Here is an 11833-nt window from a genome sequence, read left to right as displayed (position 1 = left end):
AAATGGGCTTGAGGAGCAGGAAGGAATGCAGCGACGCAACGGCAACGAATCGGGAAGCGAGCGACATATTGTCTTCGCTGCGCCGCACCGCTCCATGTTCCTGTCCGGCGCGGTCATGCTGCTGACGGCCTTCACGCTTTGGACCGTCGAAATCGCGGCGCGTGCAGGACTGGCACCGTCGATGCCATGGACCCTTCCGCCCGTATGGATGCATGCGTTGCTGGTGACCTGTGGGATGTTCCCGCTTTTCATGTTCGGCTTCTTGCTGACGGCGATGCCACGTTGGCAGGCGTTCGACGAAATTCCGCAAGCTCGTTGGCTAGGCGCATGGCGTCTTCTTGCGGCGGGCTGGGTAATTGCCGCGATTGGAATGGTGGTGCCGGGACTGCTGACAGCGGGCCTCATACTGGTGCTGGCCGGGTGGATCGGCGTGCTATGGGTGTTGTGGCAGGTCGCCCATCACGGCGATCTGGAGGCTTTGCACGCGCGGGCGATCTGCTACGCAGTGACGGCGGGCGCGCTAGCGCCGCTGGCGTGGATGGGCGTCGCCATCGGGGCGGGTCCCATTGCGGCACGCGTGGCCATCAATGCAGCCGTCTGGTGGTGTCTGCTGCCGGTATTCTTCAGCGTGTGCCATCGCATGATTCCGTTCTTCTCGACAGGGCCGATCCCCGGATATCAGGTCGTGCGGCCGGTGTGGGCGCTCTGGCTCGTCGTCGGAGCGAGCGTCGTTCATGGTGGACTGTCGATGGCCGGGGCGTCTGCGTTCAGTTGGATCGTCGACTTGCCCGCGGCCGTCGCGTCGTTGTGGTTGTCCCGTCAATGGCGACTCCTGTCGGCGCTGAAGGTGCCTCTGCTCGCGATGCTCCACATCGGTTTCCTGTGGCTCGGCATTGCCTGGTCGTTGTTCGCCATCCAGTCGACGGCCGCGTTGGGCGGAGTGCAGATCCTGGGGCTGGCACCGCTTCATGCGTTGGGGGTCGGTTTCTTCGGTTCCGTATTGATGGGGATGGTGTCGCGCGTGACCTTGGGCCATTCCGGCCGGAAGCTGACCGCAGACCGGCTCACCTGGGGCCTCTTTCTGACGCTCGAGTTGGTGGCGGTAACGCGGGTGTTCGCTGAATTGGTGCCCGCAGGATGGGCGCCGTGGGCGATGCTGGTCTCCGTTCTCGGGTGGGTCGGCGTGTTCGGCTCATGGGCGGTCCGCTATGTGCCGATCTACCTGCGTCCGCGCGCCGACGGCCGTCCGGGGTGAGCGATGTATCTTGCCGTCAAGCACTTGCACATGTTCTGCGCCGCCCTGAGCGGCTGCGGCTTCCTGCTGCAGGGTGTGTGGATGATGCGTCGCAGCCCGTTGGCCAATCACAGGGTGACGCGTACTTTGCCGCACGTGATCGACACGGTGTTCCTCGGCAGCGCGATCGCGCTGGCGACGATGAGCGGGCAGTATCCCTTCCTTTCTCCCTGGGTGACCGCCAAGGTCTTTGGCCTGGTCGTCTACGTCCTGCTCGGGGCTGTCGCGTTGCGGCGCGGCGCGACGATGCGTATCCGTGTCGCAGCATTCGCTGCGGCCGTCGTGACCTTTCTGTGGATCGTGTCGGTTGCCGTTACCAAGAATCCGGTGGGCTATCTGGCGTTCGTCGCTGGTTCGTGATCCCGCTTTCGGGCGATTCCGGATGGCGAGCGACGGCAGGACGCACCTGCCCGAAAACGCTCAACTCCGGTGAGGATGCTGGATCAGCTTCTTCAGGCCGGCGCTGTCGAGGATGCGGATGTGCTTCTGCTGAACGGCAATCAGCCCTTCTTCCTGGAAGCGCGAGAACGCACGGGAAACGGTTTCCAGCTTGAGTCCGAGATAGGAGCCGATTTCCTCCCGGGTCATCCGCAGGTGGAATTCGGCCGCCGAAAAGCCCCGCGCCGTGAAGCGCTGCGACATGTTCAGCAGGAAGGCCGCAAGCCGTTCTTCGGCGCGCATCGATCCGAGCAGCGTCATGACGCCGTGATCGCGCACGATCTCCCGGCTCATTACCTTGTGGAACTGCAACTGCAGGCCTTCGACGACCCGCGAGAGTTCTTCCAGCTTGCTGTAGGCGATCACGCAGACTTCGCTGTCTTCCAGCGCCACGGCGTTGCACGAGTGCTGCTCGGTGCTGATACCATCCAATCCGATGATCTCGCCTGTCATCTGGAAGCCGGTGACCTGCTCGCGCCCGTCCTCGAGAAGCACGTCGGTCTTGAACGAACCCGTCCGGATCGCGTAGATCGCCTCGAACGGATCCCCTGCGCGATACAGGTGCTGCTGCCGCTTAATCTTGCGGCGCGCACCGACCAGTTCGTCGAGACGGTCGATTTCGTTTTCCGACATCCCGAACGGCAGGCACAACTCGACGAGGTTGCATTGCGAGCATGCCACCTTGAGACCGGCAACCGTAATCGGCACCGTCGCCTTCATTTGCACGATAATCTGGTTTCCTCTACAGAGATGCGGTGGATGCGGATAAGCTGTGAAATGCTAAGTTGATCCACGTCAACCACAAAAGTGCTGCTTTTTGAGATCGTACGAAATGCACTCTACCGACACAACCATGACCAGTCAGAAAGATCTAGTCTTCGATCAGCAGTTGATTCGTCGCTTCGACATCAACGGGCCGCGTTACACCTCCTATCCGACGGCCGACCGCTTCGTGGAAGCGTTCGACGCACGTGCCTTGCGCGACTGGCTGGCTCAGCGCGGGGTCGGAGGGGTCAGTAAGCCGCTTTCATTATACTTCCACATCCCCTTCTGTAACACGATCTGCTACTACTGCGCGTGCAACAAGATCATCACCAAGGATCACGCACGCTCGGCGAAGTACCTCAAGTACCTCGAGAAGGAAATGGATCTCGTGGCGGCTTCGCTCGGCGGCAGCCGGCAGGTCACCCAGCTGCACCTGGGCGGTGGTACCCCGACCTTCCTGTCGCACGACGAAATGCGCGAGCTGATGGAGTCGGTGCGCAAGCGTTTCACGCTGGTGCCGAACGGCGAGTACTCGATCGAGGTCGATCCGCGAAAGGTCGATTTCGAAACCGTGAAGCTGCTCGCTGACCTCGGCTTCAACCGCATGAGCGTCGGGGTGCAGGATTTCAACGAGGATGTGCAGGCTGCGGTCAACCGCATCCAGAGCTTCGATGAAACCAAGCTCGTTATCGATTCGGCGCGTGCCACCGGCTTCAAGTCCATCAGCATGGACCTGATCTACGGTCTGCCGCGCCAGAACATGATCAGCTTCAATCGCACGCTGGAACAGGTGCTGGAGCTGTCGCCGGACCGTATTTCGCTGTACAGCTATGCGCACCTGCCGGGCTTGTTCAAGCCGCAGCGCCGCATCGCGGTCGAGGACATGCCGACGTCCGACACCAAGCTTCAGATCCTCCAGTTGGCGATTCGCCGGCTGACCGAGGCGGGTTACGTCTATATCGGCATGGACCACTTCGCGAAGCCCGACGACGAGCTCACCGTCGCGCAACGCCAGGGGCGGTTGCACCGCAATTTCCAGGGCTATTCGACGCAGGCCGAGTGCGATCTGCTTGCCTTCGGCGTGTCGGCGATCGGCAAGATCGGGCCGGTGTACTCGCAGAACGTGAAGACGCTCGACGAGTACTACGACATACTCGATCGCGACGAACTGCCGGTGCTGCGCGGCATCGAGCTGACGGCGGACGACCTGCTGCGCCGCTCGATCATCCAGGCGCTGATGTGCCATTTCGAGCTGTCGATCGAGTCCTTCGAAATCGCCCACCTGATCAAGTTCGACGAGTATTTCGCCGAGGAGCTTCAGGATCTGCGTGCGATGGAAGAGGCCGGACTGCTCAAGGTCAGCGACAAGTGGATCAGCGTGCTGCCTCCGGGGCGCTTGCTGGTGCGCGGCATCGCGATGGTCTTTGACCGCTACCTGCGTGCCGACCGCGAGCGGGCTCGTTACTCCCGCGTGATCTGACTTTGTCTGCTGCCCTGGTTCGGGTGGCTGCGTGCCAGGCGTGAAGGTGTTAAAGTGCGGGCGTTTTTCAACGCCCGCATTGCTTTTGCCGCCGCGGCCTCACGCTCCCGGCAGTCATCGAGTCGTGTAATTTCGCATGCCTGAAACCGGCTACGTCGCAGCTTTTCTGATCGGCCTCCTCGGAGGGACGCACTGCGTAAGCATGTGCGGCGGCATTGTCGGGGCGCTCACCGTGAATCTTCCGGGGCGTGGCCGAGCTCAATGGCCGATTCATCTCGCGTACAACGTCGGTCGTGTCGTGACTTACACGGTGCTCGGCGGATTGTTGGGAGCGCTGGGAACGGTCGGCTTGTTGTTCAATAACTTCCTGCCGGTGCAGTTGGGCCTCTATGTGCTCGCGAACCTGATGCTCGTTGCGCTGGGCCTGTATCTGACTGGTTTTACGCGGCTGCTGACCCCGATTGAGCGCGCTGGAATGCATCTGTGGCGCCATGTCCAGCCTTTTACGGCACGCTTCCTTCCCGCACGCTCGGTGCGCCAGGCTCTGCCCTTGGGCTTGCTGTGGGGCCTCCTTCCCTGCGGTCTCGTGTACAGCGCGCTGACGACTGCGTTGGTGACCGGGTCTGCGGGCCGCGGCGCTGGACTGATGCTGGCCTTCGGTCTGGGTACGTTACCGAATCTGATGTTGGCGGGGATGTTGTTCAAGCGTTTCCGCGACGTCACGCGCAACGGCAGGGTGCGCCTCGCGGCGGGTCTGCTCGTCCTCGGGTTTGGCGTTTTCGGGCTCTTCAACGCCCCGACGCTGGGTGGCGCCCTGTGGCGCGGCGTGGTCTGCGAGGTGTGATCAGCGGTGCGTCTTGCGGCTCGCGCGTTTGGCCGCAGCTTGCGCAGGTTGTAACGGGGGCTGGGGTGTCGCAAGGGCATGCAGGATCGGGCAGGGCGTTTCTGCATCCGAGTGTTCGCAGCATCTGACGAGGCTCTCGAGCGCAGTCCGGATTTCTTCCAGCTGGCGGACGCGCGATTCGATGTCGGCAATCTTCGCCTTCGCGAACACGCGCGCGTTTTCGCGGTCCGTCATTTCGTCGAGATCCAGCAATTCGGAGATTTCGTCGAGGCTGAAGCCGAGCGCCTGTGCGCGCCGGATGAAGTGCAGGCGCGCCAACTCGTCGCCGCCGTAGGTCCGAAACGCTCCCTTGCGCGACTGCGGTTCCGGTAGCAGACCTCGGCGCTGGTAATAGCGGACCGTTTCGACGCCGACTCCAGCGGCGCGCGCCAAGGCACCGATCGTCAGATTGTTCATGGCGGGGCTTGACTCCGTACTTTGGTACGGGGTTTAGACTGCCATCAATCTGGGCGCCGGGCAATGCCGATAAGGTCGGTTGTCGGTGCGACAATGAACTCAGTCTGTGAGCCGATCATGAACAGTCCCGTACCGAAACTGAGTCATCCCGCGATCGAACTGCCGATTTCAGGAATGACTTGTGCCGCGTGTGCGGCCCGCATCGAAAAGGTCGTCAATCGCCTGCCGGGCGTCAGCGCGAACGTGAACTTCGCCGCGGAGAAGGCGCGGGTCGTGTTCGATGGGCCCGAGGGTACGCCCGGACAGGTGATCGGGGCGATCCGGAAGGCGGGGTTCGACGTGCCGCCGGCGCAACTCGAGTTGGCGATTTCGGGAATGACATGTGCCGCCTGTGCGGCGCGTTTGGAAAAGGTGCTCAACCGGCTCCCTGGAATCGAGGCGAGCGTCAATTTTGCGACCGAGCGGGCGGTCCTGAGGTATCAGCCGGGCCTCGTGAGCGCCGACGACATCGGACAGGCGGTGCGGCGTGCGGGCTTCGAGGGCACTGAGACCGGGGCGACGACGCGGGAACGCGATCGCGAGCGCCAGGCCCGGGCATGGAGAGCGGAGTTCCGGCGCTTCTGGATTTCGGCGCTTCTCACCTTGCCCTTGCTGGTGCAAATGGGGGCGATGTTCGATGGCGGCTGGGCGATGGCGCACGACATCCTGCCGCGCTGGTTGCAGTTTGCGCTGGCGACGCCGGTGCAATTCTGGATCGGCGCGCGGTTCTATCGCGGCGCGTGGTCGTCCCTTCGGGGCGGCGGAGCGAATATGGACGTGCTCGTCGCGCTCGGGACGTCGATGGCGTGGATCTACAGTGCTGTCGTGACGGTGCTTGGACGACACGATCTGCACCTCTACTTCGAGGCCTCGGCGACGATCGTGACCCTGATCCTGCTCGGCAAGCTGTTGGAGGCGAGGGCCAAGGCCCGCACGACGGCTGCGCTCGATGCGCTGCTGCGTCTGCAGCCGAGGATGGCGTATGTCGAGCGCGGAACCGAGATCGTCGCGGTGCCGGTCGACAGTCTGCGCCCGGGGGATGGCTTCGTCGTGAGGCCGGGCGATGCAGTGCCGGTCGATGGCGAGGTGGAGGCTGGTGAGTCGTCGCTCAACGAGGCGATGCTGACTGGGGAGAGCATGCCGGTCGACAAGCGTCCCGGGGACAAGGTCTTCGCGGCGACGATCAACGGCCAGGGGGTGTTGCGCTGCCGTGCGACGGGCGTCGGGGCGCATACGCTGCTCGCCGGCATCATCCGCCTCGTCGAACAGGCGCAGGGTTCGAAGGCGCCGGTGCAGCGGCTCGCGGATCGCATTGCGGGCGTGTTCGTGCCGGTGGTGGTCGCGATCGCGGCTGTGACCTTTGTCGGTTGGTGGTGGCTGGCCGGAGATTTTGCGCAGGCGTTGATCTGCGCGGTCGCCGTGCTCGTCATCGCGTGTCCGTGTGCGCTCGGGCTTGCCACTCCGACGGCGATCATGGTCGGGACGGGGCAGGGGGCGCGCGCCGGGATGCTGGTGAAGAACGCCGCGGCACTCGAACTGGCCGAAAAGATCGGCGTTCTGGTGGTCGACAAGACCGGCACCCTGACCGAAGGGACTCCTGCTGTCAGCGAAGTCGTGCCGGCGGAAGGCTGGGATCGTACAAGTCTGCTGTCGATCGCAGCGGCGCTCGAGCAAACGAGTGCCCATCCCATCGCGACGGCAATTGTCGCTGCAGCCGGCTCGGAGGGCGCCATGGTGCCGGTGTCGACCGCCGTGAGTGCCGTGGCCGGGAAAGGCGTCAGAGGCGTCGTCGGGGGGCGCCAGGTGCTCGTCGGGAGTCCTGGTTTGCTCGCGGAGCAGGGCGTGGTCGTTCCGCAGGCAGCCTGTGATGAGCTTGCCGGGGCGGGCAGGACCTTGGTGGCAGTGGCGGCGGATGGCGCCTTTGCAGGCCTGATCGGCGTCGCGGATCGTGTCCGGGCGGATTCGGCGGCGGCTGTGGCGCGGCTAAAGGCTCGCGGCCTGCGTGTGGTCATGTTGACCGGCGACCATGCGGCCACCGCCGCGGCGATTGCCGCCCAGACCGGGATCGACGAATGGCGTGCGGGGGTGTTGCCGGGCGACAAGGCGGAGGTCGTCCAGTCGCTGGCGCGGGACGGCATTCGGGTCGGCATGGCCGGTGACGGGATCAACGACGCGCCGGCGCTTGCCGCGGCCGACGTTTCGTTCGCGATCGGGGTGGGCGCGGACGTCGCCGTGGAGGCGGCTGACATTACGCTGGTCCGGAACAGTCTGCACGGCGTCGCGGATGCGATCGACCTGTCGCGCGCGACCTTGTCGAAGATCCGTCAAAATCTCTTCTTTGCGTTCATCTACAACGTATTGGGCATCCCGCTCGCGGCGTTTGGCTTGCTCAATCCGGTGATCGCAGGCGCCGCGATGGCGATGAGCTCGGTGTCGGTCGTCACCAATTCCTTGCTGCTGCGGCGTTGGACGGCGGGGCGATAGGGGCGGACGATAAGGTTTTCCAGGAGGACTCGAATCATGGCGGAAGTGACATTGAAGGTCGGGGACATGAGCTGCGGTGGCTGCGTGCGCAACGTGACCACCGTGTTGAAGGGCTTGTCCGGTGTGGAGGACGCCCAGGTTTCGCTCGAGGCGGCGCAGGCCGTGGTCCGCTACGATCCGGCGCAAGTGAGCGTTGACGTGATGCGAGCGGCGGTCGAGGAGGCCGGCTTCAGCTGCCCGGCTTGAAACGTCTAGTCCTGCAGCCGGAAGGCGATCGGGACGCGTAGCCAGCTGTCGATGGGGGTGTCGCCCTGACGGGCAGGGACGAAGCGCCAATTGCGTACCGTTTCCCGGGCTGCCTCGTCGAGTCGCGGGTGCCCACTGCTTTCCGCGACGTCGATGTTGGACGGGCGTCCGTCGGCAAGCACGCGGACCCGCAGCATGACCGTGCCTTCCTCGCCCGCCCGCCGCGACATGCGCGGGTAGCTCGGTGATGGGTTCTGCAGGTAGGCTGCGTCGAAGCGTGCGCTGACCGTTGGGGTTTGTGACTCCGAGGCGGATTTGACTTCGCTTCGAGCGCTGGCCATCGCCGTGGGGCTCGTCGGAGGGGGCGCGACGGGCTGCGGCGGCTGTTGGTCGGGCAGCGGAGGCGGCAAGTTGCCCTGCGGGGCCGGCGCCGCAGGAGTCTCGAGCCGTGCCGCGACCGGCGGATGTGGCGCTTGGGGAGTGCCGCCTGCTCTTTGTTGCGCCATTCGCGGTGGCGTCGTGGGCGCAGGTGGACGTGCTTCGGCCGCGGTGGGCGCGGGGATGGGGGTGGGCGTCGGGTCGGGACGCGGAGCGATCGCCGTCCGGCGTTCGGGGGCGATGAGCTGAACGCTTATCGTTTGTGTGTCGGGTCGGGGTTCCGGCAGAGCGGCGCCGTTCAGCCCCGAAAGCGCCAGCAGTCCTGCCGCATGTGCCCCGGCGACGAAGGTCAGCCATCCCCAATGGATCGAGCCCCTTCGGAGGGGGGATCCCGGAGCGGGGAAGCGTCGAGGCGAAATGGGGGGCATCCGTTGCTGCAGCGGGTTTGTGCCGTCGGAGGCCGGATTATATATGGACGCCTGCCCGCGAACCTGCCCGAATGCGCGCTGTCCTGTCAACGGAGAATGGGAAGAGGGCAGCGAAAAGAGGCTATTTCCACATATAATTCAGGCCAAATTTTTTAACGGGAGGAAGATATGGGTTTCGACCAGGTCAAGGCCGGCAAGGACGTGCCGAACGACATCAATGTCATCATCGAGATCCCGGCGCAAGCCGATCCGATCAAGTTCGAGGTCGACAAGGATAGCGGCGCGGTTTTCGTCGACCGCTTCATGGGCACCTCGATGCGTTATCCGATCAACTACGGCTACGTGCCGCACACCGTCGCCGGTGACGGCGATCCGGTCGACGTTCTGGTCGTGACGCCCTTCCCGCTGCTGCCGGGCGTCGTGATCCGCTGCCGTCCGGTCGGCGTGCTGAAGATGGAAGACGAGTCGGGCGTCGACGCGAAGGTCGTCGCGGTTCCGGTCGCCAAGCTGACTCCGCTGTACGACAAGGTGCAGAGCACCGACGATCTGCCCGAACTGCTGATGAAGCAGACCGTGCACTTCTTCGAGCACTACAAGGATCTCGAGCCGGGCAAGTGGGTCAAGGTTCTGGGCTGGGGCACGGTCGAGGACGCGAAGCAGGAAATCCTCGACGGCCTGAAGAACGCCGCGAAGTAAGTTCTGCCGGATCCGTCCGGGATCAATGAAAAGGCCCGCTTGCCGCGGGCCTTCTTTCTTGGGCGGGGGATCTCAGCTGGTGATGCAGTCGCTTGCGAGAGGTTTGTTCGTTTTGGCGTCGAGCAGCATCCCTTTCCACGGCAGGTCGATCCATACGAGGCCGTTTGCCTTGTCTTCGTAGCGAGGCAGGCCGGATGACGAGATGTTGCGGGCAAGCTGATAGCGTCTGCCCGTCCATCCTATTTCGATCGCAATGGCCTCCCCTGCAGGACGGACTACATTGACACGCTGGCCCATGTCGCAGTTGTAGACTCCGCTGGTGAGTTTGAATTCGAGTTGGCCGCCAGGCAACATTGGTGCGGTTTCAGGGGCCGCGAGGACGCTCGGGGCAGGCTCGGGTTCTACGCGGGTCATTGGGCCGGGGGTCGAGCAGGCGGCCAGCGTCGCCCCCGTAGCAATCAGGGTCAGGCGGAACAGCATCATTTTCGAGGCTCACGAAGTACTTCGATAATTCATTCTAGGGCGTTTGCGCTGGCCGTCTCCCCGGCGGACCCTGATTAAGGTAAGAGATCATTTCTACCCCTACATGGCGTGGCCGCTGGCTTTCGGGGCGAGCGCGCATGGGGGCCGACGCGGTATAGTTGTGCTCATGAAACCAGATACCTCATCGTTTTCGATTGCCGTCGCACAGCTCAATTTCACCGTGGGCGACCTGACGGCCAATGCGGACCGGATCATTCGTGCCCTCGAAGAGGCACGCGGTCTCGGCGCCGATCTTCTGCTTACACCTGAACTTGCGCTTTCCGGGTATCCGCCCGAAGACTTGCTGCTGCGCCCGGACTTCTACCGCGCTTGCTCGCGGGAAGTGGCGCGTATCTCGGCCCATACGCAGGGCATCACGCTCGTGCTCGGGCACCCGGAGGAGCGGCACAACTGGCGCTACAACGCCGCGTCGGTGATTCGCGACGGAGAGCTCGTCGCGTCCTACCACAAGCATCTGCTGCCCAATTACGAGGTTTTCGACGAGGAGCGCTATTTCGACCGCGGTCTTGCGGCCTGCGTGTTCGAGATGAAGGGTCTGAAGCTTGGCGTGAATATCTGTGCCGACCTGTGGGAGAGCGGTCCCGCGGAGCTCGCCCGTACCGATGGCGCGCAGGTTCTGCTGGGGCTGAACGCGTCGCCCTACCACATGAACAAGCTGCAGCGCCGCTACGAAGTGCTGCGCGATCGCGTCAAGGATACCGGGCTACCGGTGATCTACTGCAACATGGTCGGCGGCCAGGACGAACTCGTATTCGACGGTGCCTCCTTCGCCCTCGATGCCGACGGAGTGCTGGCCTACCAGGCCCCGTCCTTCGAGGAACGCATCGACCTCGTTCATCTGCGTGACGGTCGCTGGGTGTCCTCCGAGATGGCAGAGGTGCGTCCGATCGAGGCCGAGGTTTACGAGGCGCTCAAGATTGGCGTGCGCGACTATCTGGGGAAGAATCGCTTTCCGGGAGCGATCATCGGCTTGTCGGGCGGCATCGATTCGGCGCTGACGCTGGCCGTGGCCGTCGATGCGCTGGGGGCGGAGCGCGTGCGCGCGGTGATGATGCCGTCGCCCTATACGGCGCAGATGAGCCTCGACGATTCGCGTGAAATGGTCGAGCGCCTCGGCGTGCGCTACGACGAGATCGCGATTGCTCCCGCGATGGAGACGTTCTCGGCCTTGCTCGCGGATCAGTTCCGCGGGCTCGCCGCCGACACCACCGAGGAGAACCTGCAAAGCCGGATCCGCGGGATGATCCTGATGGCCCTGTCGAACAAGACGGGCGCGATTGTGCTGACGACCGGCAACAAGAGCGAAATGGCGACCGGCTATGCGACGTTGTATGGAGATATGGCCGGCGGCTTTGCCGTACTGAAGGACTTGTACAAGACTTTCGTGTACCGGCTGGCCAACTGGCGCAACAGCGTCAGCCCGGTGATTCCCGAGAACATCATCACTCGACCGCCCTCGGCCGAGCTGAAGCCGGACCAGAAGGACCAGGACTCGCTGCCGCCCTACGAGGTACTCGATGCGATCATCGAAGCCTATATGGAGCGCGATGAGTCGCCGCGCGAGATCGTCGCGCAAGGCTTCCCCGAAGTCGAAGTGCGTCGCACCGTCGCGATGCTCAAGCGCAATGAATACAAGCGCCGGCAGTCGCCGGTCGGGATCCGTGTCACGCAGCGCGGGTTCGGCAGGGATTGGCGTTATCCGATAACATCGCGCTATCAGGACGAATTCTGAGCTGAGCGAA

At 63.8% G+C, this 11833-nt stretch carries 12 protein-coding genes; 8 read left to right on the top strand and 4 right to left on the bottom strand.

Going from position 1 to position 11833, the window contains the following annotated elements; genetic code table 11:
* Positions 1-25 precede the first annotated feature (25 nt).
* Both AZKH_RS15875 and AZKH_RS15870 read left to right on the top strand, forming a co-directional pair.
* Positions 26-1255, top strand: a complete 1230-nt coding sequence (locus tag AZKH_RS15875) for an NnrS family protein (RefSeq protein ID WP_015436802.1) — start codon at positions 26-28, stop codon at positions 1253-1255.
* Between the two features lie 3 nt (positions 1256-1258).
* Positions 1259-1654, top strand: a complete 396-nt coding sequence (locus AZKH_RS15870) for a SirB2 family protein (RefSeq protein ID WP_015436801.1) — start codon at positions 1259-1261, stop codon at positions 1652-1654.
* 60 nt (positions 1655-1714) lie between these two features.
* Here AZKH_RS15870 and fnr read toward each other — a convergent pair whose 3' ends face one another.
* A complete protein-coding gene (gene fnr / locus AZKH_RS15865) occupies positions 1715-2452 on the bottom strand; it encodes a fumarate/nitrate reduction transcriptional regulator Fnr (protein WP_041656268.1) in 738 nt (245 codons plus the stop codon).
* Between the two features lie 133 nt (positions 2453-2585).
* Here fnr and hemN point away from each other — a divergent pair, with 133 nt between their 5' ends.
* Positions 2586-3977, top strand: coding sequence for an oxygen-independent coproporphyrinogen III oxidase (hemN, locus tag AZKH_RS15860; RefSeq protein WP_015436799.1), 1392 nt, complete (start codon positions 2586-2588; stop codon positions 3975-3977).
* A gap of 136 nt (positions 3978-4113) precedes the next feature.
* Positions 4114-4821, top strand: coding sequence for a sulfite exporter TauE/SafE family protein (locus AZKH_RS15855; RefSeq protein WP_015436798.1), 708 nt, complete (start codon positions 4114-4116; stop codon positions 4819-4821).
* Here the strand turns inward: AZKH_RS15855 and AZKH_RS15850 are convergent, their stop codons facing one another.
* Positions 4822-5277, bottom strand: coding sequence for a MerR family transcriptional regulator (locus AZKH_RS15850; RefSeq protein WP_015436797.1), 456 nt, complete (start codon positions 5275-5277; stop codon positions 4822-4824).
* A 117-nt stretch (positions 5278-5394) separates the two neighbouring features.
* Here AZKH_RS15850 and AZKH_RS15845 point away from each other — a divergent pair, with 117 nt between their 5' ends.
* Positions 5395-7800 (top strand): heavy metal translocating P-type ATPase, encoded by a 2406-nt coding sequence (locus AZKH_RS15845; RefSeq protein WP_015436796.1) that lies wholly within the window; start codon positions 5395-5397, stop codon positions 7798-7800.
* Positions 7801-7836: 36 nt separating this feature from the next.
* On the top strand, positions 7837-8046 hold the full coding sequence (locus AZKH_RS15840; protein ID WP_015436795.1) for a heavy-metal-associated domain-containing protein: 210 nt from the start codon (positions 7837-7839) through the stop codon (positions 8044-8046).
* 5 nt (positions 8047-8051) lie between these two features.
* On the opposite strand, the gene AZKH_RS26375 is transcribed toward AZKH_RS15840, so the two are convergent.
* Positions 8052-8387 carry an energy transducer TonB gene (locus AZKH_RS26375; protein WP_015436794.1) on the bottom strand — a complete coding sequence of 112 codons (336 nt, stop codon included), beginning with the start codon at positions 8385-8387 and terminating at the stop codon, positions 8052-8054.
* A gap of 633 nt (positions 8388-9020) precedes the next feature.
* On the opposite strand from AZKH_RS26375, the gene ppa reads away from it, so the two are divergent.
* Positions 9021-9548 (top strand): inorganic diphosphatase, encoded by a 528-nt coding sequence (gene ppa, locus AZKH_RS15830; RefSeq protein WP_015436793.1) that lies wholly within the window; start codon positions 9021-9023, stop codon positions 9546-9548.
* A 72-nt stretch (positions 9549-9620) separates the two neighbouring features.
* Here the strand turns inward: ppa and AZKH_RS15825 are convergent, their stop codons facing one another.
* Positions 9621-10031 (bottom strand): hypothetical protein, encoded by a 411-nt coding sequence (locus AZKH_RS15825; protein WP_015436792.1) that lies wholly within the window; start codon positions 10029-10031, stop codon positions 9621-9623.
* Positions 10032-10197: 166 nt separating this feature from the next.
* On the opposite strand from AZKH_RS15825, the gene AZKH_RS15820 reads away from it, so the two are divergent.
* Positions 10198-11823, top strand: a complete 1626-nt coding sequence (locus tag AZKH_RS15820; protein ID WP_015436791.1) for an NAD+ synthase — start codon at positions 10198-10200, stop codon at positions 11821-11823.
* Positions 11824-11833: the final 10 nt, after the last annotated feature.

This window comes from Azoarcus sp. KH32C (genome assembly GCF_000349945.1).
Taxonomy (GTDB): domain Bacteria; phylum Pseudomonadota; class Gammaproteobacteria; order Burkholderiales; family Rhodocyclaceae; genus Aromatoleum.
Note: the sequence above shows the minus strand (reverse complement) of the source record. Positions and strands in the feature narration are given on the sequence as shown.

What these genes read in the sequence shown, in the direction of transcription:
- fnr (WP_041656268.1), bottom strand. Translation starts at nt 2,452, where the DNA reads ATGAAGGCGACGGTGCCGATTACGGTTGCCGGTCTCAAGGTGGCATGC.
- AZKH_RS15820 (WP_015436791.1), top strand. Translation starts at nt 10,198, where the DNA reads ATGAAACCAGATACCTCATCGTTTTCGATTGCCGTCGCACAGCTCAAT.
- ppa (WP_015436793.1), top strand. Translation starts at nt 9,021, where the DNA reads ATGGGTTTCGACCAGGTCAAGGCCGGCAAGGACGTGCCGAACGACATC.
- AZKH_RS15875 (WP_015436802.1), top strand. Translation starts at nt 26, where the DNA reads ATGCAGCGACGCAACGGCAACGAATCGGGAAGCGAGCGACATATTGTC.
- AZKH_RS15870 (WP_015436801.1), top strand. Translation starts at nt 1,259, where the DNA reads ATGTATCTTGCCGTCAAGCACTTGCACATGTTCTGCGCCGCCCTGAGC.
- AZKH_RS15850 (WP_015436797.1), bottom strand. Translation starts at nt 5,277, where the DNA reads ATGAACAATCTGACGATCGGTGCCTTGGCGCGCGCCGCTGGAGTCGGC.
- AZKH_RS15845 (WP_015436796.1), top strand. Translation starts at nt 5,395, where the DNA reads ATGAACAGTCCCGTACCGAAACTGAGTCATCCCGCGATCGAACTGCCG.
- AZKH_RS15825 (WP_015436792.1), bottom strand. Translation starts at nt 10,031, where the DNA reads ATGATGCTGTTCCGCCTGACCCTGATTGCTACGGGGGCGACGCTGGCC.
- AZKH_RS26375 (WP_015436794.1), bottom strand. Translation starts at nt 8,387, where the DNA reads ATGGCCAGCGCTCGAAGCGAAGTCAAATCCGCCTCGGAGTCACAAACC.
- AZKH_RS15840 (WP_015436795.1), top strand. Translation starts at nt 7,837, where the DNA reads ATGGCGGAAGTGACATTGAAGGTCGGGGACATGAGCTGCGGTGGCTGC.
- AZKH_RS15855 (WP_015436798.1), top strand. Translation starts at nt 4,114, where the DNA reads ATGCCTGAAACCGGCTACGTCGCAGCTTTTCTGATCGGCCTCCTCGGA.
- hemN (WP_015436799.1), top strand. Translation starts at nt 2,586, where the DNA reads ATGACCAGTCAGAAAGATCTAGTCTTCGATCAGCAGTTGATTCGTCGC.